This window comes from Kineococcus auxinigenes, from assembly GCF_050871525.1.
Classification (GTDB): domain Bacteria; phylum Actinomycetota; class Actinomycetes; order Actinomycetales; family Kineococcaceae; genus Kineococcus.
In genome coordinates this window covers 56599-78408 of sequence record NZ_JBKBCT010000004.1, presented here as the reverse complement: position 1 = coordinate 78408, position 21810 = coordinate 56599, and the positions used below count along the sequence as shown (strand labels likewise).

Genomic DNA, 21810 nt, shown 5'->3' with positions numbered 1-21810 from the left:
CTCAGCCCGCGGTGCGGACCACCTCGTCGGCACCGGCCCGCCGCGCCGCCACCGCCTGGGCGGTCGCGGCCACGGCCACGAGCACCAGCGGCGGCACCCACGAGCCGGTGGCCGAGTGCAGGGCGCCCGCCAGCACCGGCCCCGCCGCGGCCAGCAGGTACCCCGCCGACTGCGCCATGCCGGACAGGGCGACCGCCCCGGCCGCGTCGGCGGCGCGCGAGGCGGTCGCCGCGAGCGCCAGCACCAGCGCCGCTCCCCCGCCCGCACCGACCAGGGCGACCCCCGCGGTGGCGAGGACGGCCGCGGCCGGGCCCGTGGCGGTCAGCAGCAGGGCGATGCCGGTGAGCTCCACCAGCGCGGCGCCCACCATCGTGCGGCGGGTGGCCGCCGGACCGCGGGTCAGCGCCGGGACGACGAAGCTGGCGGTGACCCCGGCGGCCTGCAGCAGCGTGAGCTGCCAGCCGGCCGCCACCGGGTCCAGCCCCGCGCGCTCGCGCAGCAGGGTGGGCAGCCACGTCAGCAGGCAGTAGAAGACGAGCGACTGCGCACCCATGTGGGCCGTCACCGCCCACGCCAGCGGGGAGCGCCACGGCACCGGCGCCCGGCGCGCGCCGGCCGGCCCGCCCCGCCCGGCGCGCAGCAGCGGCACCCACAGCACGGCCGCGGCCAGCGCCGGCAGCGCCCACACCGCCAGGGCGGTGCGCCACCCGCCGGGCAGGTGCGCGCTCAGCGGCACCGCCGTGCCGGACGCCACGCCGCCGGCCAGCTGCATCACGACGAGGTAGCCGCTGGTGACCAGGGCGAGGCGGGCGGCGAAGGCGGTGCGCACCACCACGGGCAGCAGGACGTTGGTGACGGCGATGGCGACGCCGATCAGGGCCGTGCCGGCGAACAGCGGCGCGGTGCCGGGCACCCAGCGCAGCGCCGCCCCGGCCACGAGCGCCACCAGGGCGGCCACGACGGTGGGCTGCACGCCCAGGCGACCCGCCACGCGGGGCACGACCCCGGAGGCCACGGCGAACGCGATCAGCGGCAGGGACGTCAGCAGGCCGGCGGCGGCGGCGCCCAGGCCGGTGTCGGCGGACACGGCGGCCAGCACCGGGCCCACGCCCGTCAGGGGCGAGCGCATGGACGCCGCCGTGAGCAGGAGCGCGACGAGCAGCACGGCGACGGCGCGCCGGGACGGCACGGCGGTGGGGGTGCTCACGGCCGGGCGGTGCGCCGCGACCCGTGCTGCGACCCGTGCTGCGACTCCGAGCGCAGGTAGACCAGCCCGAGCACGGGCAGCACCAGGGGGATGAACAGGTAGCCGCGCCCGTAGGCGGACCAGACGGTGTCGTCGGGGAACGCGGCCGCGTCGGCGAGGCTGAGGGTGCCGACGGCGAGGACGCCGAGCAGCTCCACGGTGCACGCGACCCAGGCGGTGCGCCGCCAGCGCGGGCCGGTGCGGGCCAGGCCCAGGGTGGCGGCGACGTACACGAGCCCGGCGAGCGCGGACAGCGCGTACGCCAGCGGCGCCTCGCCGAAGCGGGTGGCGATCTGCACGCCGGCGCGCGAGACGGCGGCGACGGCGAAGACGGCGTACAGGGCGACGAGGACGCGGCCCAGCCCGGTGGCGGTGCCGCGCGCGCCGGGTCCGGGGGCGCTCACCGCGTCACCTGGAACAGCAGGAACGCGCGGTAGGCGATGACGACGACGGCCAGGCACGCCACGAGCAGGACCAGGACGCTGGCGCGGGAGCGGTCGGCGAGCGACCAGAACGCGCCGGCGGGCAGCACGAGGGGCGCGACGACGAGGTAGGCGACGGAGGTGGCCAGCTCGACGGGGCGCGGGCCGCGCACGAGGTCGGCGACCCCGGCGGCGACGAGGACGAGGACGGCCAGCTCCACCACGGCCAGCCCGGCCAGGTGGGCCCGGCCGACGCGGCGGTCGCGGGCGGCGGTCAGGGCCGCCCAGCCGCCCATCACCGCGGCCAGGCCGCAGACGACGGCGACGAGGGTCGAGGACACGGTCGTCGACTCTACGAGCCCGCCGGCCGGGAGCCGCCGCCCGGGTGAGGCCGGGAAGGATGCTCCCGGCAACCGGGTTGGCACCGGCGTGCGGCGGGCACCCCCGCCGCCCCTCGACGGAAGGACACCGATCCCGTGGACCTGTTCTCGCCCGTGACCCTGGGCGACCTGCAGCTGCCCAACCGCGTCGTCATGGCGCCGCTGACGCGGATGCGCGCGGAGGCCGACGGCACGCCGAACGAGCTGATCGCGCAGCACTACGCGCAGCGCGCGAGCACCGGACTGATCGTCACGGAGGGCACCTACCCGAGCGCGGAGTCGCGCGCGTACGCGGGTCAGCCCGGCATCGTCACCGACGCGCACGTCGACGGGTGGCGGCGCGTGGCCGAGGCGGTGCACGCGCGCGGCGGGCGCCTGTTCATGCAGGTCATGCACGGCGGGCGCGTCTCGCACACCGCCATCACCGGGACCGACCGGATCGTGGCGCCCAGCGCGATCGCGATCCAGGGCGAGGCGCACCTGCCGGACGGCTCCAAGGCGCCGTACCCGGTGCCGCACGCGCTGAGCACCGCGGAGGTCCGCTCCGTGGTCGACGAGTTCGTCGCGGCGGCGCGGCGCGCAGTGGCGGCGGGCCTGGACGGCGTGGAGGTCCACAGCGCCAACGGCTACCTGCTGCACGAGTTCCTCGCCCCGGGCTCGAACCGGCGCGACGACGAGTACGGCGGCTCGCCGGAGAACCGTGCCCGCCTGAGCATCGAGGTCGCCACCGCGGTCGCCGAGGCGATCGGCGCGGGCCGGGTGGGCATCCGCACCTCGCCCGCCCACAACATCCAGGACGCCTGGGAGCAGGACCCCGCCGACGTGGAGGACACGTACCAGGCGCTCGTGGAGGGTCTGCGCCCGCTGGGCCTGGCGTACCTCAGCGTCCTGCACCCCGACCCCGCCGGGGACCTGGTGCAGGGCCTGCGCAAGCGGTTCGAGGGCCACTTGATGGCGAACAGCGGTTTCGGCGTGGTCACCACCCGCCAGGACGCCGTGGACCTGATCGCCGACGGCGTCGCCGACTCGGTCGCGGTGGGACGCATGGTCATCGCGAACCCGGACCTGGTGGAGCGCTGGGCCGGCGGCCACCCGGAGAACGAGCCGAACCCGGCGACGTTCTACGCGCCCGGTGCGACGGGGTACACCGACTACCCGTTCCTGGACGGGCGCACCACCGCCTGACGCGCACGGCCCGGCCGGGGGCGCGTCCCCGGCCGGGTCAGGCGCCGAGCCACAACCGCACGGCGAGCGCGAAACCCGCCAGGGCGATGGCCAGGCGCAGCACCCGCGGGTCCAGGTGGCGCACCACCACCGGGCCGATCCGGCCACCCACCAGGCAGCCGACCCCCAGCGCCAGCGCCGCCCCCCACGCGACGTCGGCGAACAGCGCGAAACCGATCGCGGCGATCACGTTCGCCCCGCCCACCAGCACGTTCTTCAAGGCGTTGTTGCGCGCGAGGCTCTGCGCGTACAGCACCTCCACGAGCGCCAGCAGCATCACCCCGGCCGCCGCGCCGAAGTAGCCGCCGTAGACGCCGACGGCGAACAGCGCCAGCACCGCCAGCGGGTTGCGGGCGGAGAAGCGCCCGGGCCGCAGCCGCTGCACGCGCGGCTGCAGCAGCAGCAGCGTCGAGGCCATCGCGACGAGGAACGGCACGACCCGCTCGAAGGAACCCGCCGGCAGGCCGAGCAGCAGCAGGCAACCGGTGACGCCGCCGGCGGCGCTGACCGGCAGCAGCCGCGCGATCCGCCGCCCCTGCCCGCGCAGCTCCGGGCGGGCACCGACGGTGGAACCGACGGTGGTGCCGAACAGCGCCACGGTGTTCGTGACGTTCGCGGTGATCGGCGGCAGGCCCGTCAGCAGCAGCGCCGGGTACGACACCAGCGAGGCCAGCCCCGCGGTGGAACCCACCAGCCCCGCACCGACCCCGGCGGCGAGCAGCAGCAGGGACTCGGCGACCGGCACCCCGCGAGTCAACCAGACCGGGGGAGCCCGCTCCCCCGGTGGCTCGCGTCACATCTCGTCGATGAAGCGGTCCACGTCGGCCGGGGCACCCGCGACGAGGATCTCGTCGCCGTACGCCAGCACGGTGGTGGTGTCGGTGTGGCGGTAGCGCTGCTCCTGCGCGGGTTTGACCGACACCACGGTGACGCGGCGCTTGGCGCGCAGGCCGGACCGGCCCAGCGGCACGCCGACGAGGTGGTGCGGTGGCCGGGTCTTGGCGAGGACCCAGCCCTCGTCGACCTCGAGGTAGTCCAGCGCCCGGCCGGAGACCAGGTGCGCCACCCGCTCGCCCATGTCGTGCTCGGGCAGCACCACGTGGTGCGCTCCCACCCGGCGCAGGATGCGGGCCTGCTGGTCGTCGAGCGCCTTGGCCCAGATGTCGTCCACCTCCAGGTCCGACAGGAGCGAGGTGGTGATGATGCTGGCCTGCAGGTTCGTGCCGATGGCGACGACGGCCCGGGTGAACCCGGCGATGCCGATCTCGCGCAGGGCCTCGACGTCGGAGGCGTCGGCGACGACGACCTGCTCCAGCTGCCCGGCCAGGCCCTGGACCACGCGCGGGTCGACGTCCACGCCGAGCACCTCGGTGCCGCCGCGGGCCAGTTCCAGCGCCAACGCCCGGCCGAAGCGGCCCAGCCCGATGACGGCGACGGGTTCGTTCCTAGCCAACGATCGTCCTCTCCTCGGGGAGCCGGTGCCGGCGGCCGCGTTCACGCAGCGCGAGCGCTGACGCCAGCGACAGCGGGCCCACCCGGCCCAGGAACATCAGCAGCACGAGCACGAGGCGGGCCGGCTCGTCCAGCCCCGCGGTGATGCCCGTGGACAGCCCGACGGTCGCGAACGCCGAGACCGCCTCGAAGAGCACCCGGTAGAACTCCTCCTCGGACAGGACCAGCAGGGCCAGGGTCGAGGCGGTCACCAGGCCCACCCCGAGCAGCGCGACGGCCAGCGCCTGGCGCTGGTTGGTGGCCGGCACGCGGCGTCGGCCGACCTCGACGTCGGTGTCGCCACGCACCTCGGCCCACAGCACGTACGCCAGGACCCCGAAGGTGGTGACCTTGATGCCGCCGGCGGTTCCGGCGCTGCCGCCGCCGATGAACATCAGGACGTCGGTGGCGAACAGCGTCTCGGGGCGCAGGGCGGCGATGTCGAGGCTGTTGAAGCCGGCGGTGCGCGCCATCGCCGAGGCGAAGAACGCGGCCAGCACGGTGGCGCCGGGGCCCCGGCCGCCCAGCGTGGCGGGGTTGGTGCGCTCCAGCAGGACGTGCGCGAGGGTGCCCAGCACGAGCAGGACGACGGTGAGCAGCACGGTGATGCGGGTCAGCACCGACCAGCTGCGCGGGCGCCGCCAGGAGCGGGCCAGTTCGAAGACCACGGGGAAGCCGAGCCCGCCGAGGATCACGGCGGCCGCGATCGGCAGGCAGACCAGGGCGTCGGAGGCGTAGCGCACCAGGCTGTCGGCGTGCAGGCCGAAACCGGCGTTGTTGAACGCGGAGACGGCGTGGAAGACGCCGTACCAGGCGGCCCGCAGCGGCGGGAAACCGTGGGCGGTGGCGAAGCGGACGGTCAGCACGACGGCCAGGACGGCTTCCGTGACGAGGCTGAAGGCGACGATGCGGGCGATGACGCGCCGCACGTCGCCGGCCGACAGGGTCTTCGTCTCCGTCTGCGCCAGCAGGCGCGCCCGCAGCCCGAGGCGGTGCGAGAGCAGCAGCGCCAGCAGGCTGGCCAGCGTCATGAAGCCCAGGCCGCCGGTCTGGACGAGCAGCAGGATGACGACCTGCCCGAAGGCGGACCAGTAGGTGCCGGTGTCCACGGTGGCCAGGCCGGTGACGCACACCGCCGAGACCGCGGTGAACAGGGCGTCGCTCCACGGCGCCCGCTGCCCCGCCGCCGTCGCCCAGGGCAGGGACAGCAAGCCGGTGCCCACCAGCGCCGCGACCGCGAAGCCCACGACCACCGCCCGCCCGGGCCCGCGCACCCCCGCGCCGAGACCACCACGCCGGACGGGGCCCCCGCGCGCTGCGCGGGAGCGGATCGCTGCTGACACGGCCGCCACGATGGCACACGCTCCAGGGGCGGGAGCGGGCGCGTTCCGCTGCGCAGGCCCTTCCCCCGCGCCCCCGTGCGCGGCAGGGTGGTGCGGACAGCCCCGCTGCCGCCCCAGGAGCCGGCCGGCCTCGACCGGCCGGCGGATCGGAGACGCCATGAGCACGGTCGAGAGCACGGCCGGGAGCACGGCCGAGAGCACGGCCGGGAGCGCGAGCGCACCGGCACACCCCGCGGACACCCACGACTGGATCCGCGTGCTCGGCGCGCGGGAGAACAACCTGCGCGACGTCAGCGTCGAGATCCCCAAGCGCCGGCTGACGGTGTTCACCGGCGTCTCCGGGTCGGGCAAGAGCTCGCTGGTGTTCGCCACGATCGCGGCGGAGTCGCAGCGCCTGATCAACGAGACGTACAGCACGTTCGTGCAGGGCTTCATGCCGGCGCTGGCGCGGCCCGACGTGGACGTGCTGGAAGGGCTGACGACGGCGATCGTCGTGGACCAGCGGCGCCTGGGCGCCGACCCCCGTTCCACGGTCGGCACCGCCACGGACGCGAACGCCCTGCTGCGCATCCTGTTCAGCCGGCTGGGGCAGCCGCGCATCGGCTCGGCCAAGGCGTTCTCCTTCAACGTCGCCTCCATCAGCGGGGCGGGTGCGGTGACGTTCGAGCGCGGCGGCGAGACCGTGAAGGAGCGGCGCGAGTTCACGGTCACCGGTGGCATGTGCCCGCGCTGCGAGGGCACCGGCAGCGTCACCGACATCGACGTGACCCAGCTCTACGACGACACCAAGTCGCTGGACGAGGGCCCGTTCACGATCCCCGGCTACAGCGCGGACGGCTGGTACGGGCGCATCTACAGCGGGTCCGGGTTCCTGGACCCCGCCAAGCCGATCCGCGAGTACACCGAGCGGGAGCTGCACGACCTCCTCCACAAGGAACCCACCAAGATCAAGGTGGACGGCATCAACCTCACCTACGAAGGGCTGATCCCGAAGATCCGGAAGTCGATGCTGTCCAAGGACGTCGACGCGCTGCAGCCGCACGTGCGGGCCTTCGTGGAACGAGCGGTGACCTTCACGACCTGCCCGGAGTGCGCCGGGACCCGGCTGAACGAGGGCGCCCGCTCGTCGAAGGTCGCCGGGATCAGCATCGCGGACGCCTGCGCGATGCAGATCAGCGACCTGGCCGAGTGGGTCCGCGCCCTCGACGACGGTTCTGTGGCGCCGCTGCTGGCCTCGCTGCAGCACACCCTGGACTCGTTCACGGCGATCGGGCTGGGGTACCTCTCGCTGGAGAGGCCGTCGGGGACGCTGTCGGGCGGTGAGGCGCAGCGCGTCAAGATGATCCGCCACCTCGGTTCGGCGCTCACCGACGTCACGTACGTCTTCGACGAGCCCACCACCGGCCTGCACCCGCACGACGTGCAGCGGATGAACGCCCTGCTGCTGCGGTTGCGGGACAAGGGGAACACGGTGCTGGTGGTGGAGCACAAGCCCGAGGTGATCTCGATCGCCGACCACGTCGTGGACCTCGGTCCCGGCGCCGGGACGGCGGGCGGCACCGTCTGCTTCGAGGGCACCGTGGAGGGGTTGCGGGCCAGCGGCACCACCACGGGCCGCCACGTCGACGACCGCGCCGCCCTCAAGAGCTCGGTGCGCACCCCGACCGGCGCGCTGCAGGTGCGCGGCGCGAGCACGCACAACCTGCGCGACGTGGACGTCGACGTCCCGCTGGGGGTTCTGGTCGCCGTCACCGGCGTCGCGGGTTCCGGCAAGAGCTCCCTGGTGCACGGGTCCCTGCCCGCGGGCGCGGGCGTGGTCTCCATCGACCAGGGCGGGATCCGCGGTTCCCGGCGCAGCAACCCGGCCACGTACACGGGCCTGCTGGACCCGGTCCGCAAGGCGTTCGCGAAGGCGAACGGCGTGAAACCGGCGTTGTTCAGCTCCAACTCCGAGGGCGCCTGCCCCACCTGCGGCGGCGCCGGCGTCGTGTACACCGACCTGGTGGTGATGGCCGGGGTCGCCACCACCTGCGAGGAGTGCGAGGGCAGGCGGTTCCAGGCGTCGGTGCTGGAGCACCGCCTGGGCGGCAAGGACATCAGCGAGGTCCTCGCGATGCCGGTGAGCGAGGCCCTGGAGTTCTTCGGGGCCGGTGAGGCCCGCACGCCGGCCGCGCACCGGGTCCTCGGCCGGCTGGCCGACGTCGGGCTGGGTTACCTCACCCTGGGCCAGCCGCTCACCACGCTGTCCGGGGGCGAGCGGCAGCGGCTGAAGCTGGCCGTGCACACGGCCGAGCCCGGTGGCGTGTACGTCCTGGACGAGCCGACGGCGGGCCTGCACCTCGCCGACGTCGAGCAGCTGCTGGGTCTGCTGGACCGGCTCGTCGACTCCGGCACGTCGGTCGTCGTCGTCGAGCACCACCAGGCGGTGGTGGCGCACGCCGACTGGGTCATCGACCTCGGCCCCGGCGCCGGTCACGACGGCGGCCGCGTCGTCTTCGAGGGCACCCCCGCCGACCTCGTGGCCGCCCGCTCCACGCTCACCGGTGAGCACCTCGCCGCCTACGTCGGCGCGGCGCGCTGACGTGCCCTCGCCCTTCGCCGCCGACCGCCTGCCCGACGGGCGGCGCCGCTACGGCCACCGCGCCGTGGTGGCCCGCCGCACCCTGCTGGCGGGTGTCGTGCTGACCGGCACCGGCGCAGGGGTCGGGTGGTCGCGGTGGGGCGGCGACCGGGCCGCCGCGGGGACGGACCCGGCGGGTTCCCCTGCCTCTTCCCCGGCCTCGCCCCCCGCCGCCCCCGCGGAACCCGCTGCCGCGGGGGCGGCGGCACCGTCGACGACCGACGCGGCCAGCCCGTGGGTGGTGGTCAACAAGAAGCACCCGATCGACCCTGCGGACTACGCCCCCGCGGAACTGGCGACGGTCGGGGGCGAGGAGGTCGCAGCCGTCGTCAGCCCCGACCTCACCGCGCTGCTGGGCGCCGCGCGCGCCGACGGCGTGGACCTGAGGATCACCAGCGGGTACCGATCGCGCGAGCACCAGCGCGCGGTGCACGAGCGGGCCGTGCGGCGCGACGGGCTCGCCGCCGCGGAGAGCGTCTCCGCGCGCCCGGGCCACAGCGAGCACCAGACCGGCCTCGCCGTCGACTTCGGCAGCGGCACCGAACCGGGGTGCGGGCTGCGGGGCTGCTTCCAGGACACCACGGAGGGGCGCTGGCTCGCGCAGCGCGCGGGCGCCTTCGGGTTCCTGCTGCGCTACCCCGCCGGGCTCACCGAGGTCACGGGGTACGCGTACGAGCCGTGGCACTACCGGTGGGTGGGCCGGGACCTGGTGGAGCAGGTCGCGCAGCGGCGGGCGGCGACCCTGGAGGAGTTCTTCGGGATCGCCGGGGGCACCGAGTACACCTGAACCCGCAGGGGCAGCGCTCAGCGGGTGCGCCGCACCCGGTGGGTCGCCACGACGGTCCCGGCGGCCGTGGTCGTGCTGGACTCGACGTCCAGGTCGAGCGCGGTGCCCTCGAACAACCTGGTGCCGCGGCCGAGCACCACGGGCAGCGTGGTGAGCACGAACCGGTCGACGAGCCCGGCGGCGGTGAGGTCGCGCACGAGGGCGAGACTGCCGAGGACGACGAGTTGACCGTTCCCGCGCCCCTTCAGCTCCGCGACGGTCCGCACGGCCTCCCCGGTCAGCAGGGTGGACGCCGGCCACGGCACACCGCCCTCGGGGTCGGCGGAGCGGGAGGCCACGAACTTCGGCGTGCGGCGCAGCACGTCGGTGAACGGGTTCGGCTCGTCCGTGCTCAGCCAGTGCCCGACGAGGTCGCGGTACGTGCGCCGGCCGAACAGCATCGCCGCCGTCGCACCCCGGCCGCCCATCGCCGCCCGCACCGCCTCGGGGTCCTCGGCCAGCAGGCGGGTCGCCCACCCGCCGAGGTCGAAACCTCCGCGGGTGTCCTCGTCGGGCCTGCCCGGCCCCTGGGCGACCCCGTCCAGCGAGACGTTCTCCACCACCACGAGCTCGTGCACCGCGTCCTCCTCCGCCGTCGGGCACCCCGTCGCCGGGCGCCCCCTCGGGGGGTGGACCACGCGCGGCACCGGGACTCACCGGTGCGCGGCGGGGTCAGTCGTCGGTGCTGCGGCGCAGCCGCTTGACGTCGCCGCGGCGGCGCTTGCCGTCCAGGCGGCGGCGCTGCGAGCCGCGGGTGGGGCGGGTGGCGCGCCGCTGCGGCGGCGCGGGGGCGGTCGCGTCCCGCAGCAGCTCGCGCAGGCGCTCCAGGGCGGCCTCGCGGTTGCGCAGCTGCGAGCGGTGCTCGCTGGCCACGACCGTGAGGACGCCACCGCTCAAGCGCGAGGACAGCCGGTCCAGCGCGCGCCGGCGCAGGTTCTCGGGGAACGCCTCGGAACCGGCCAGGTCGAAGACCAGCTCCACGCGCGAGTCGGTGGTGTTGACGCCCTGCCCGCCGGGCCCGCCGGCGCGGGAGAACCGCTCGGTGAGCTCGGTGGCCGGCACCGTCACCGCTGGGCTCACCCGGACGTCACGCACGTCCTCCCCAACCGCGCGGGACCCCCGTCGCTTCCCCCACCCCCTGACCGATCGGCGACGAGCGGTGCGAGCCCTCGCGCGGCTCGACCAGCTCGACGCGCTCCGGGACGAGCGCGTCGACTCCGAGATCCCGGCGGGCACGGTGCTGTGCACGCCCTCGGAGCCACCTCGGCCGCTCGGTGACCAGCGCCTGCGCGACGTGACCAGCGCCTGTGCGACGTGACCGCTACCCCGCGCCCGAGCCGCTCCCCCACAGGGGGTGGGCGCGGACCACGGCGACGACGACAGCGGCTCCCGCGACGAGGAGCAGGGCCTCCGGCCACGCCGTTCCACGTCGACGGACGAGCCGGCGGACGAGCTGGACCACGCAGGTCCCGCCGATGACCACCGCCCAGGCCAGGAGCACCCAGCCGAGGACCCACAGGGCGGTGAAGAGCTGCTCGGCGCTCTCGCTCGTGAACCCGACCACCTCAGCGGCGCCGAGCGCGAGGGCGGCGCAGCCGGCGAGGGCGAGCGCGGCCACCGCTCCTGTCGGCGGGGGACGAGGTCCGGTCGCCTCCACGCGGCGAGGCCATGCCCGGCAGTTCGGGCTCATCAACGGGTTCTCCCGTCCGCGCGCGGCGAGCTCACCCCGACCCGCGCCCAGCGACCCGTCGGCGACGGGTGCACGACGTCGGGACGTGCCCGAGGGCACCGGGCCACCGGGCTCCGCCTCGACGCGGCGTCAGGACGACCCGTCCCTCCGGCCGCCCGACCCGACGAGCCCGAACTCGTACGCCGCGATGACCGCCTGCACCCGGTCACGCAGCCCCAGCTTGGCCAGGACGTTCCCCACGTGGGTCTTGACGGTGGTCAAGGACAGGACGAGGCGCTCGGCGATCTCGGCGTTGGAGAACCCTTCGGCGATGCACCGCAGGACGTCGAGCTCGCGCGGCGTCAGGGACCGCAACCGGGGGTCCGGGCCGTCCTCGCACGCTTCCCCCGTCGTGGTCGGCAGCTGCGGGGCGAACAGGTCGAGCATGCGCCGCACGACGCGTGGTGCCACGACGGAACTGCCCGAGGCGGTGATCCGGATCGCCTCGACGAGTTCAGCGGGTTCCGCGCTCTTGACGAGGAAACCGCTGGCCCCGGACCGCAGCGCGGCGAAGGCGTACTCGTCGACGTCGAACGTGGTCAGCACCAGGACCCGCGAGGAGGGGTGCTCCGCGGCGATGCGCCGGGTGGCTTCGATGCCGTCCACCCCGGGCATCCGGACGTCCATCAGGACGACGTCCGGGGCCAGCGCGCGGACCTGCTCCAGCGCGACGGCACCGTCGGACGCCTCACCGACCACCTCGAGGTCGGGTTCGGACTCGATGACCAGCCGGAAGCCCATGCGCAGCAGGGCTTGGTCGTCGACGAGCAGCACGGTCGTCACGGGCGGTCCTCCTCGTTCGATCCGCCGGTCGGCAGCACGACCCGGACCCGCCAGCCACCCGCGTCCCCGGGGCCGGCCTGGACGTGGCCGCCGAGGAGCGCGGCGCGTTCACGCATGCCGATGAGGCCGCGGTGGGTTCCGCGGTCGCTCCCCGCGCGGGTGCCGCCGGCGTCGACGATCTCGACCTCGACGACCGTGCCGGTGCACCGCAGCGCGACAGCAGCGGACGGGGTCCCCGGCGCGTGCCGCAGCACGTTGGTCAGTCCCTCGGTGACGATGCGCACGACGGCCAGGCGCAGCGCGGTGTCGGACGGCAACGGCGTCTCGAGACCGCTGGTCGTCAAGGGCAGACCAGCGGCGCGGAAGCGATCGACGACCGCGTGCAGGTCCGTCTCCGTCGGCGCCGTCGGCAACGCCGCTCCGCCGCGCTCGACGACGGCATCGGCATCGGCCGGTCGCAGTGAACCCAGGACGCTGCGCATGTCGTCGAGGGCCTCCCGGCCCGTCTTCGACAGTTCGGCGAGGGCCTGGCGCGAAGCCTCCGGAGCACGGTCGAGGGCGGAGGCCGCACCGTCGGAGAGGGCCACCATCACCGAGACGCTGTGAGCGACGATGTCGTGCACCTCACGCGCGATCCTGGCGCGCTCGGCCGAGCGCGCCAGGGCCGCGCTGGTGTCGCGCTCGCGGGCCATCGCCGCGTAGCGCAGCGCGAGGTCGTGCGCGTGCACGCGGCGGGCCTGCACGCCGGCACCCGTCACGCCGCCCAGCACCAGCAGCGTGAGCAGCAGCAGCACCGTCAACGAGCGGCTCCCCGCCGAGAACTCGGGCTCGGTCAACTGCCGGACCGGTGGGCTGTCCACCGGGACGAGGGTGTGAGCCCCGTTCCAGGACACGATCTCGACGAGCCCGATGACCTGCCACCACCACGCGGCGATCGTCACGACCACCAGCACCGACGCGCCGGTGATCCAGGCGGTGCGGGCGCTGTGCCGGGCGGCCACGGCGCGCAGCCCCCACGCCAGGCAGAACCCCAGCACCCCGAGGACCCCCGCCACCCGCAGCGACAGGACCGCCAGCACCGTCAGCACCGCCGTGACCGCCAGCGGCCGCCACCGCCGGGCGACCAGCACGAGCGCCCCCAGCACCGCCCCGGCCGGCCACGCCCTCGCGACCAGGTGCTCCACGGGGGCACCGGGCAGGAACAGCCCGAGGGCCGTGGCCCCCCGGACCGTCTCCTCGGCCAGGACCGCGGTGGACGCCCCGAGCAGCAGCACCACCGCGACCAGAGCCGCGTGGGCGAGCCACGGGTGGGCGGCCAGCAGCCGGTCGGAGGTCGTCTGCTGCTGCACCTGCGACGCCGTGAAGGCCGGCGGGCCGCTGGTCCGCTCCGCGTCGTCGGCGCGCGAGGTGGTCACCTCCACACCCTCCCACCGGTCGCCACCGGCTCCCGTCCGAGGCGGCGGGTCGGTCGATCGGTCACGTGATGTCATGGCGGGCGAGCCGGTACCCGGCGAGGAGTACCAGGACGACGCACCAGACGCTGAGGATCAGCCCACCACCCCACGCCCCGAGGTCGGGACCACCCCCTGCGGCCGAGGCGGCGAGCTGGGCGTCGTCGGCGAACAGGCGGGTGCCGCTGCCCGGCAGCAGCGCCCGGACCGTGTCGGTGACCCGCCCGGGATTGGCGGCCAGCACCTGATCGACCACGACGAACAGCAGCACCCCCGTCGTCAGCGCGGCCGGCGGCCGGCGCAGCAGCGCCCCGAGACCGACCCCGCACACCGCGGCGCCCATCAGGAACAGCACGTACCCCGCTGCTGCGCGCAGGGTCGCCGGGTCCGCCAGTTCCCAGGAGACGCCGGAACCAGTGCGCGCGGGGGTGGTCACGAGCACCGATGCTGCGAGGGCCACCACCGCGGTGACCAGCGCCACCGCAGCGACGACGACGATCTGCGCGACGAGCACCGGCAGGCGGCGGGGCACCGCGGCGTACGTCGCCAGGGACGTACCGGTGGCGAAGTCCCCGGTCCCCACCAGTACACCGAGGACCAGCACTCCGAGCTGGGCGAGCAGGCTCCCGGAAGCGGCCAGGGACGTTCCGGTCACCGCATCCCCCGGCCCGACGAACAGACCCAGACCGAACGCCAGTGAGCTCGCGGCGACGACCGTGCCGATGACGACCCACGACGTCGAGGTCAGGCTCGCGAGCCTCGTCCACTCCGCGTGCAGCACCCGGGGCGGGGTCACCGCACCGTGCTGCACCACACCGACCTCCACACCGGCCTCAAGCGAGGTCACGACGACGCAACCGGTACGCGGCCGCGGCCAGTGGAACCGCCACCCAGGCGGCCAGCACCAGCGCGGCCCCTCGCACCCCGATGTCGGGAGCCCCGTCGAGCCCACCGCCGTCCGGGTTCGTCAGCACCCCCGAGGCGCCCGCGGGCGTGAAGGTGTCCACCGTGTTCACCGCCGCCGTCCCGAGGGGCGTGGTCCCCGGCGTCGAAGACTCCAGCGGGTCGGTGGCGAAGTCCACCGCGAGGGACAGCACGATGGGCGCGATCACCAGCAGGCCGAACGCGGTGACCAGAGCGGGCACCGGACGGCGCAGCAGCGCCCCGATCGCCAGGCCGAGCAGGGCCGTGCCGACGAGGTAGCACACCGATCCGAGGAGGATCTGCGGGATCCCGGCGCCGTGCAGATCGGGGACCGTGTCCCGCGACGCCGCCGCGGGCAGGATGCCGAGCACCGCCGCACCGACGGTCAGCACAGCGACCGGGAGGACGAACCCGACCGTGACGAGTGCCTGCGCGGCCAGCACCGGCACTCGTCGCGGCACCGCGGCGAACGTCGAGCGGAAGGTCCCCGTGCTGAACTCGCCGGTTCCGACGAGCACGCCCAGGACCAGCGGGCCGAGGAAGGCCAACGGCAGCGCCTCCGTCAGGTGCCGCGTCGGGACGAAACCCGGGTCACCGGACGAGGAGCTGGCGAACAAGTGCGTCAGGAGCCCCGTCACAGCCACCGTGACCACGGCGATCACGGTCGAGGACCGCACGCTCAGGAGCTTCGTCCACTCCGCGACGACGACCCGCGCGAAGGACGGACCGGAGCGCGTCGTGGCCGCGCGCCGTGCGGGAGAGCTCAAGGAGGCGTTCACCGGGAACCTCCTGCGTGGTACTGCACGGAACCGCTCGTGAGTTCCAGGTAAGCCGCCTCCAGCGAACCGACCTCGGCCGCGAGTTCGAGGACGGCCGCACCGGCCCGGCCGGCCGCGACCCCGACCTCCTCGACCGAGACACCCCGCACGTGCAGGACACCGTCCTGCTGCGGGGCCACGTCGGCCGCGAGCTGCACCAGCGCCCGCGCCAGGGCCTCGGGTTCGGTGGTGCGCACGCGCACCAGACCGGCCCCTTGGGAACGCTGCAGGACCTCCTGGATCGAGGCGTCGGCCAGCAGTCGGCCACGGCCGATGATCACGACCCGGTCCGCGCACAGCGCCAGTTCGTGCATGAGGTGGGAGGACAGGAACACCGTGCGGCCCTCGTCGGCCAGGTCCCGCACCAACGTGCGCACCCACAGCACCCCGTCGGGGTCGAGGCCGTTGACCGGCTCGTCGAGCACCAGCGTTCCAGGATCTCCCAGGAGCGCGCCCGCGATCCCGAGCCGCTGCCCCATGCCGAGGGAGAAGCTCTTGACCCGCTTTCCGGCGACCGGCTCCAGCCCGGTCAACCCGATGACCTCGTCCACCCGGGACCGCGGGATCCCGTGGGTGCGGGCCAGGGCCAGCAGGTGGCGGAAGGCCGTGCGGCCGGGGTGCACCGATCGGGCGTCGAGCATCGCGCCGATCGCGTGCAGCGGCGCGGGCAGGTCGGCGTACCGGTGCCCGTCGACCGTGACCGTCCCGGCCGTCGGACGTTCCAGGCCGAGGACCATCCGCATGGTGGTGGACTTCCCCGCACCGTTCGGGCCCAGGAACCCGGTCACCATCCCCGGCTGCGCCGTGAACGACAACTCGTCCACGGCCGTCGTCGTCCCGTAGCGCTTCGTCAGCGCCTCAGCCGTGATCATGCGTCCTCCTCGTCCTCGACCGCGCCGACGCTCATCGGCCCGTCGACAGCGACGCTAGGAGCGTTCGCGCAGCGCGAGGACCTGCTCGAGGACGAGATCAGGACGCGTCGGCCCTCCTCCTCGAGGAGGAGGACACCCATCTGCCCGAAGACCCCGTCGACGGTCCGGGCGCTCGTGCACGCCGGGGGCGGTCGGCCGGTACGGCGAGCGGGCCGCGCGGAACCCGCGCGGCTGGCGGGGCGGGGGGACCTGGCCGACGATGCCTGCGTCAGCTCCGCCGTCCGAGGAGGCCGCCCCGTGCCCCTGCCCGCCAGCCACCCCCACCAGCGCTACAGCGTCAGCGGTTACCAGGAACGCCCCTCGGGCGACGGGTTCGCCTGGTCCTGCGACCTGCTGCGCCACGGGCAGAGCTTCGGGCTGGTCAGCGACGACGGGCGCGGCGGCAGCGCCGACTTCACCTTCACGGACACCGCGCGCGGTGAGGAGTTCCTGGCCGCCGCCCGGCGGCTCCACCCGGACGCGGACCGCCCCGCCGACGTCCTGGTGGACGAGCTGATCACCGTCCGGCAGATGAACGCCCTGGACCAGGTCGCCTACTGCTTCGAGGAGGACCGCTTCGAGGAGAGCGGCGAGCACCGGCTGGCGGAACCCGGCCTGACGTTCGAGCAGGTCCGCGAGACGCTCGCGACCCGGTACGCCGAGCGCCGCCCGCGCGTCTGGGACAGGAACCGCTCGGCGATGGTTCCCGTCACCGGCGCCGGCTGACGGCGCTCCGCCGGCGCAGGCGGGCGACACCGACGGGGACGAGCACCAGCAGGACGAGCAGCCCGAGGCCGAGCTCGACGTTGTCCCGGATGACCGGGACGCCGCCCAGGGCGTGGCCGAGCAGCGTGATCCCGGCGGCCCACCCCACGGCCCCGATGCCCGAGTAGACGAAGAAGGTGCGGCGCGGCATGCGACCCGCGCCGGCGGCCACGGTGATGAAGGTCCGCACGACCGGCACGAAACGGGCCAGGACGACGGCCCGCGGCCCGTGGTCGGTGAAGAAGCGCCGGGTCCGCTCGACGTGCTGCGGTTTGAGGACCCGCGAACCCGGCCGCTCGAAGATCGCCGGCCCGGCCCTGCGCCCGATCTCGTACCCGCACGCGTTGCCGGCCCAGGCCGCCGCGGACAGCACCGCGCACACCAGCCACAAGGGCTGCGGGACCACGCCCTGGTGCTGGAACAACCCGAGGGTGAACAGCAGCGAGTCGCCGGGCAGGAGGAAACCGACGAGGAGCCCGCACTCGGCGAACACGACGGCGGCGGCGCCCCACAACGCCCACCCGCCGAGGGTGGCCAGCAGCGACGCGGGTTCGAGCCACTGCGGCAGCACGGTGGCGGTGGCGGCGGGTGCGGCTGCGGCGAGGGCGGGGAGCTGGGCCAGGACGGGCACGCGGTTGACCTGATTCTCTCGTGACCTGCGCGCAGGCCGGGTGGGCGGTGCACGACCCGCGGGTCGCACTGGTGCGGCTCGGGTCCGGGACCCCCGTCAGCGCCCTTCGCGCAGGCGGCGCAGCAACCGGGTGAGCTGCTGGACGTCGTCGGCGGACCACCCGCGGAACGAGTGCTCCCAGTGGTCGAGCTGCTCGTCGCGGTACGCGGTGAACTGCTCGCGCGCCTGGGCGGTCAGGTCGACCAGCCGGGCGCGGGCGTCCGTGGGGTCGGGGACGCGGGTGACCAGCCCCAGCCGCTCGACGGCGGTGATCTGGCGGCTGACCGTGGAGGCGTCCAGGTGCAGGGCGCGCACCAGGTCCGAGGGGCGCAGCGCACCGGAGGCGCCGAGCACGCCGATCAGCGGCACGGCCGTGGGGTCGAGCCGGGGGTGCAGCAGGTGCGCGAGCTCGCGGGCGCGGGCCCGGCGCAGCTGCGAGCGGACGGCCATCTCCTCCTCCAGGGCGGCGAGCACCTCCCGGGGGATGCCCCCCGCCCCGGCCGCACCCTCGTCCTCGCCCCCGTCGTCGGGCACGTGCTCCCCCGGTGGCGCGCCCCGCCACCCGGTGGTGGGCGCCGTCGGCTGCTGCACCGCCGTTCAGCCCTGCTGCAGGACGGCTTGGACGTCGATGGCGATCTTCAAGGTGGTGCCGAAGACGGCCACGCCGATGCCCACGGCCCGGTTCCAGTTCATCGCGAAGTCGTCGCGGTGCAGCTCGGTGGTGGCGGAGAAGGCCGCGCGGGTGCCGCCCCAGGGGTCCGGTCCGGACCCGGTGTAGGTCAGCTCCAGCTGCACCGGGCGGGTGGTCTCCAGCAGCGTCAGCTGCCCGGGGAGCACCCAGCGCCCTCCGCAGGTGCGCTGCACGCCGGTGGCGTGGAAGCGCACCTGCGGGAAGCGGGCGACGTCCAGGAAGTCGGGGGCGCGCAGGTGCTCGTCGCGCTGGGCGTTGCCGGTGTCGATGGAACCCGCCTCGATGCTCACGTCCACGCTGGAGGCGCCGACGTCGCCGGCGGGCACGGTGATGGTGCCGGTGAAGCGGGTGAAGCGCCCGTGCACCGCGGAGATGCCCAGGTGGTGGGCGGTGGCGGTGATGGAGGAGTGGGCGGTGTCGACGACCCACACCCCCGGCGGGGGCACGTCCTGGCTGCCGCCGGTGCGGCGCAGGCGCACCTCGCCGGTGCGCCAGGCGCCCTCGGCCGGCACCACGACGGCGCTGGCACGGGGTTCGTGGGCCGGGGCGGCCACCAGGAGGGTCGCCGCCCCGGCGGGTGCGGGGGGCAGGGTGAAGGTGCCGTCGGCGCCGGTGACGGTGCGCGCGCTCTGGGTGCCGTCGGCGCTGAGCAGGGTGATCGCGGCCCCGGGCACGGGCCAGCCCTCCCGGGTCAGCACCCGCCCGGTGCCCGTCACGCGCCCCGCGACGGTCTCCGCGGCCGGAGCGGGCGCGGAGACCGGATCGAGCGCGGTGACCGGTGCGGCGGGAGGGGCCGCGGGGCGCGGTTCCTGCGTGCGGTGGGCACCCGGGTGGGCGCGTCGTCGTCGTCCGAACATCAGCGCTGCTCCCCCGGTGCGCCGGCCGCGGCGCTCACGGCGCCGCCGTCCTGCTCGCCGCCGAGGACGACCCGCACCGCGCAGACCGCGTCCTCGGCGACGTCGACACCGGTGGCCACGGGGGCGTAGCCGGCGGCGGTGAGCGTGTAGTGCCCGGCCGCGAGGTCCTCGAAGCCGTACTCGCCGTTGCCGTCGGTGCTCGCCACGGCCACCACGCCGCCGTCGGCGTCGACCAGGGTGACGGTCGCGTCGCGCAGCCGCCGGCCGTCACCGGCCGCCACGACGGTGCCGGTCAGGCGCCCGCCGCCGGACAGCAGCAGGTCGCAGGCCAGCGCCCCCGCGTCGGGCACGTCGACGGCGCGGGCCACGGGCCGGCGCGCCTCGGCCTGGGCGGTGAGGACGTAGGCGCCGCCCGTGAGGGACTCGAAGGCGTAGCCGCCGTCGGCACCGCTGCGGGCGGAGCCGACGACCTGCCCGGTGACGTCGGTCAGCGTCACCAGCGCGGCACCCGCGCCGCGGTCCTCCCCCGAGGCGGGGTCGTGGACCAGCACGCGCCCGGTGATCACCGCGCGCCCGGCCAGGACCACGTCGCGGGTCACGGGCCGGTCCGCGACGGGGACCAGCGTCGCCGAGGGCGAGAGGTGGGCGGCGGCCACGATGAGCAGGTAGGTGCCCCCGGTCGCCGGGCGCAGCTCGTAGCGGCCCTGCTCGTCGGTGCGGGTGCGGGCGACCTGCTGACCGGTCTGGTCGGCCAGGGTGATCACCGCGTCGGCCAGCGGCTGCCCGCCGTGCCTGCGGACCGTGCCGGTCACGGCAGGCCCGCTCAGCTCCGCCTGCGGCAGCACGGTGGCGGACGCCGCGACGGGCGCGCCGTCGACCGCACCGTCGAGCGTGCCGTCGGCCGCACCGTCGCGCTGGGCGGCGGGCACGGACCACCGCTGGTCCTGCTGCGCGGCGGCGGCCGGGCCGCTCGCACCCGCGGCGGCCGGCACGGGCTCGGGGGTGGAGCCCTGCCCGCGCAGGGCGACCTCCTTGAAGAAGAAGCTGACGACCAGCGCGATCAGCGCGAAGGGGGCGGCGACCAGGAACACGTCCGCGACGGAGGAGCCGTAGGCGGCCTGGACGATGCCGCGCACCGGTTCGGGGATCGCCGAGAGGTCCGGTACGCCGTCGCCGCTGCCGCTCGCCGCGGCCGGGTCGATGCCCGCGGCGCGCAGGCCGTCGGTCAGGTGGTCGGTCACGCGGTGGGCGAGGACGGCGCCCAGCGCGGAGACGCCGATGGCGCCGCCGAGGGTGCGGGAGAAGGCGATGAAGGAGCTGGCCGACCCGAGGTCCTGCGGGGCGACGATGTTCTGCACGGCGAGCACGAGGTTCTGCATCATCGCGCCGACGCCCACGCCGACGAAGAGCATCCAGACCGCGACGATCCAGTAGTTCGTGTCGAACTCGACGGTGCCCATCAGGCCCAGGCCGGCGGTCAGCAGGACGCCACCGGCGACGATCCAGCCCTTCCAGCGGCCGGTGCGGGTGATGAACTGGCCCGCGATCGTCGACGACAGGAACAGTCCGATGATCATCGGCAGCGTCAGCAGGCCGGACATCGTGGGGGTCTCGCCGCGGGCGAGCTGGAAGTACTGGCTGAGGAACACCGTCCCGCCGAACATCGCCACGCCGACGAAGAGGCTGGCCAGCGCGGAGAGCACGACGGTGGGGTTGCGGAAGAAGCGCAGCGGGATGATCGGCTCGGCGGCGCGGGACTCGACGAGCACGGTCAGGGCCAGCAGCACCAGGCCGCCGCCGACCATCGCGGCGGTCTGCCAGGAACCCCAGTCGAACTGCTGCCCGGCGAGGGACACCCAGACGAGCAGGGAGGAGACGCCCGCGGCCAGCAGCACGGCGCCCAGGTAGTCGATGCGCACGCCTTCGCGCTTGACCACCGGCAGGTGCAGGGTCTTCTGCAGGACGATGATCGCGGCGATGGCGAACGGCACGCCGACGTAGAAGCACCAGTGCCACGACAGGTGCTGGGTCAGCACCCCGCCGATGAGCGGGCCGGTGACGGTGCCGAGGGCGAAGACGGCGCCGAGGTAGCCGGAGTACCGGCCGCGCTCGCGCGGGCTGATCATCGTGGCCATGATCACCTGCGCCAGCGCGGTCAGGCCGCCGGCGCCCAGGCCCTGCACCGCGCGCATCGCGATGAGCATGCCCATGCTCTGGCTCAGGCCCGCCACGGCCGAGGCGATCACGAAGATCACCAGCGCGACCTGGATCAGGACCTTCTTGGAGAACAGGTCCGACAGCTTGCCCCAGATGGGCGTGGAGATCGTCGTGGCCAGCAGCGTCGCGGTGACGACCCACGTGTACCCGGACTCGGTGCCGTCCAGGTCGCTGACGATCGTGGGCAGCGCGTTGGAGACGACCGTCGAGGACAGGATCGCCACGAACATGCCCAGCAGCAGGCCCGAGAGGGCCTCCATGATCTGCCGGTGCGACATGGGCTCGCCCGGGCCGTGCCCGTTCGGCACCGCCTGGTGGGTGGTGCGGTGCGGCGGCACCGCCGCTGGACTGGCGCTCATGCGTTCTCCTGCATCGTGCGTGCGACTGGGGGCCTCCTCGGGGCTGGTCGCGGCGGACCTTCACGAGGAGACGGTTGAGACGC

At 75.1% G+C, this 21810-nt stretch carries 22 protein-coding genes; 4 read left to right on the top strand and 18 right to left on the bottom strand.

Features of this window, described 5'->3' with window-relative positions:
• Position 1: 1 nt before the first annotated feature.
• The 3 genes from ACRYR9_RS03155 to ACRYR9_RS03145 are packed head-to-tail and all read right to left on the bottom strand — an operon-like array spanning position 2 to position 2009.
• The gene (locus ACRYR9_RS03155; RefSeq protein ID WP_432492217.1) at positions 2–1207 is read right to left on the bottom strand and encodes an MFS transporter; all 1206 of its coding nucleotides are present in this window, start codon (positions 1205–1207) and stop codon (positions 2–4) included.
• Positions 1204–1650, bottom strand: coding sequence for a hypothetical protein (locus ACRYR9_RS03150; protein WP_432492215.1), 447 nt, complete (start codon positions 1648–1650; stop codon positions 1204–1206). The genes ACRYR9_RS03155 and ACRYR9_RS03150 overlap by 4 nt, the downstream gene beginning before the upstream one ends.
• Entirely contained in the window at positions 1647–2009 is a 363-nt protein-coding gene (locus ACRYR9_RS03145) for a hypothetical protein (protein WP_432492211.1), read from the bottom strand. Before ACRYR9_RS03145 ends, ACRYR9_RS03150 begins: the two co-directional genes overlap by 4 nt.
• A 135-nt stretch (positions 2010–2144) precedes the next feature.
• On the opposite strand from ACRYR9_RS03145, the gene ACRYR9_RS03140 reads away from it, so the two are divergent.
• A complete protein-coding gene (locus ACRYR9_RS03140; protein ID WP_432492209.1) occupies positions 2145–3233 on the top strand; it encodes an alkene reductase in 1089 nt (362 codons plus the stop codon).
• Between the two features lie 37 nt (positions 3234–3270).
• Here the strand turns inward: ACRYR9_RS03140 and ACRYR9_RS03135 are convergent, their stop codons facing one another.
• The 3 genes from ACRYR9_RS03135 to ACRYR9_RS03125 are packed head-to-tail and all read right to left on the bottom strand — an operon-like array spanning position 3271 to position 6106.
• Positions 3271–4017 carry a sulfite exporter TauE/SafE family protein gene (locus tag ACRYR9_RS03135; RefSeq protein WP_432492207.1) on the bottom strand — a complete coding sequence of 249 codons (747 nt, stop codon included), beginning with the start codon at positions 4015–4017 and terminating at the stop codon, positions 3271–3273.
• A gap of 48 nt (positions 4018–4065) precedes the next feature.
• A complete protein-coding gene (locus tag ACRYR9_RS03130; RefSeq protein ID WP_432492205.1) occupies positions 4066–4725 on the bottom strand; it encodes a potassium channel family protein in 660 nt (219 codons plus the stop codon).
• Positions 4718–6106: a TrkH family potassium uptake protein gene (locus ACRYR9_RS03125; protein WP_432492203.1), complete on the bottom strand. Its 1389-nt coding sequence runs from the start codon at positions 6104–6106 to the stop codon at positions 4718–4720. The genes ACRYR9_RS03130 and ACRYR9_RS03125 overlap by 8 nt, the downstream gene beginning before the upstream one ends.
• A 157-nt stretch (positions 6107–6263) precedes the next feature.
• Here ACRYR9_RS03125 and ACRYR9_RS03120 point away from each other — a divergent pair, with 157 nt between their 5' ends.
• Together ACRYR9_RS03120 and ACRYR9_RS03115 are read left to right on the top strand one after the other, a co-directional pair.
• Positions 6264–8687, top strand: a complete 2424-nt coding sequence (locus tag ACRYR9_RS03120; protein WP_432492201.1) for an ATP-binding cassette domain-containing protein — start codon at positions 6264–6266, stop codon at positions 8685–8687.
• Position 8688: 1 nt separating this feature from the next.
• On the top strand, positions 8689–9513 hold the full coding sequence (locus ACRYR9_RS03115; protein WP_432509643.1) for a M15 family metallopeptidase: 825 nt from the start codon (positions 8689–8691) through the stop codon (positions 9511–9513).
• A 17-nt stretch (positions 9514–9530) separates the two neighbouring features.
• On the opposite strand, the gene ACRYR9_RS03110 is transcribed toward ACRYR9_RS03115, so the two are convergent.
• The 8 genes from ACRYR9_RS03110 to ACRYR9_RS03075 all read right to left on the bottom strand — a co-directional run bounded on the left by ACRYR9_RS03110 (position 9531) and on the right by ACRYR9_RS03075 (position 16129).
• Complete coding sequence (locus tag ACRYR9_RS03110) at positions 9531–10130, bottom strand: dihydrofolate reductase family protein (RefSeq protein WP_432492197.1); 600 nt, start codon at positions 10128–10130, stop codon at positions 9531–9533.
• A gap of 94 nt (positions 10131–10224) precedes the next feature.
• Positions 10225–10632, bottom strand: coding sequence for an alternative ribosome rescue aminoacyl-tRNA hydrolase ArfB (arfB, locus tag ACRYR9_RS03105; RefSeq protein ID WP_432492195.1), 408 nt, complete (start codon positions 10630–10632; stop codon positions 10225–10227).
• Between the two features lie 241 nt (positions 10633–10873).
• Positions 10874–11170 (bottom strand): hypothetical protein, encoded by a 297-nt coding sequence (locus tag ACRYR9_RS03100; RefSeq protein ID WP_432492193.1) that lies wholly within the window; start codon positions 11168–11170, stop codon positions 10874–10876.
• Positions 11171–11371: 201 nt separating this feature from the next.
• A complete protein-coding gene (locus ACRYR9_RS03095) occupies positions 11372–12064 on the bottom strand; it encodes a response regulator (protein ID WP_432492191.1) in 693 nt (230 codons plus the stop codon).
• Positions 12061–13479 carry a sensor histidine kinase gene (locus tag ACRYR9_RS03090; protein WP_432492189.1) on the bottom strand — a complete coding sequence of 473 codons (1419 nt, stop codon included), beginning with the start codon at positions 13477–13479 and terminating at the stop codon, positions 12061–12063. The genes ACRYR9_RS03095 and ACRYR9_RS03090 overlap by 4 nt, the downstream gene beginning before the upstream one ends.
• 61 nt (positions 13480–13540) lie before the next feature.
• Entirely contained in the window at positions 13541–14329 is a 789-nt protein-coding gene (locus tag ACRYR9_RS03085) for a hypothetical protein (protein ID WP_432492187.1), read from the bottom strand.
• A 19-nt stretch (positions 14330–14348) separates the two neighbouring features.
• Positions 14349–15218: a hypothetical protein gene (locus ACRYR9_RS03080; protein WP_432492185.1), complete on the bottom strand. Its 870-nt coding sequence runs from the start codon at positions 15216–15218 to the stop codon at positions 14349–14351.
• On the bottom strand, positions 15215–16129 hold the full coding sequence (locus ACRYR9_RS03075) for an ABC transporter ATP-binding protein (protein ID WP_432492183.1): 915 nt from the start codon (positions 16127–16129) through the stop codon (positions 15215–15217). Before ACRYR9_RS03075 ends, ACRYR9_RS03080 begins: the two co-directional genes overlap by 4 nt.
• Positions 16130–16426: 297 nt before the next feature.
• On the opposite strand from ACRYR9_RS03075, the gene ACRYR9_RS03070 reads away from it, so the two are divergent.
• The gene (locus ACRYR9_RS03070) at positions 16427–16894 is read left to right on the top strand and encodes a hypothetical protein (protein WP_432492181.1); all 468 of its coding nucleotides are present in this window, start codon (positions 16427–16429) and stop codon (positions 16892–16894) included.
• On the opposite strand, the gene ACRYR9_RS03065 is transcribed toward ACRYR9_RS03070, so the two are convergent.
• The 4 genes from ACRYR9_RS03065 to ACRYR9_RS03050 all read right to left on the bottom strand — a co-directional run bounded on the left by ACRYR9_RS03065 (position 16878) and on the right by ACRYR9_RS03050 (position 21646).
• The gene (locus ACRYR9_RS03065) at positions 16878–17564 is read right to left on the bottom strand and encodes a DedA family protein (RefSeq protein ID WP_432492179.1); all 687 of its coding nucleotides are present in this window, start codon (positions 17562–17564) and stop codon (positions 16878–16880) included. The genes ACRYR9_RS03070 and ACRYR9_RS03065 overlap by 17 nt on opposite strands.
• A 96-nt stretch (positions 17565–17660) precedes the next feature.
• The gene (locus ACRYR9_RS03060) at positions 17661–18137 is read right to left on the bottom strand and encodes a MarR family winged helix-turn-helix transcriptional regulator (protein ID WP_432492177.1); all 477 of its coding nucleotides are present in this window, start codon (positions 18135–18137) and stop codon (positions 17661–17663) included.
• A gap of 63 nt (positions 18138–18200) precedes the next feature.
• The gene (locus ACRYR9_RS03055; protein ID WP_432492175.1) at positions 18201–19010 is read right to left on the bottom strand and encodes a YceI family protein; all 810 of its coding nucleotides are present in this window, start codon (positions 19008–19010) and stop codon (positions 18201–18203) included.
• Between the two features lie 140 nt (positions 19011–19150).
• Complete coding sequence (locus ACRYR9_RS03050) at positions 19151–21646, bottom strand: MFS transporter (protein WP_432529750.1); 2496 nt, start codon at positions 21644–21646, stop codon at positions 19151–19153.
• Positions 21647–21810 lie beyond the last annotated feature (164 nt).

Excerpts from the sequence above, each read along its gene's own strand:
- ACRYR9_RS03120 (WP_432492201.1), top strand. The coding sequence starts at position 6,264 with ATGAGCACGGTCGAGAGCACGGCCGGGAGCACGGCCGAGAGCACGGCC.
- ACRYR9_RS03075 (WP_432492183.1), bottom strand. The coding sequence starts at position 16,129 with ATGATCACGGCTGAGGCGCTGACGAAGCGCTACGGGACGACGACGGCC.
- ACRYR9_RS03050 (WP_432529750.1), bottom strand. The coding sequence starts at position 21,646 with ATGTCGCACCGGCAGATCATGGAGGCCCTCTCGGGCCTGCTGCTGGGC.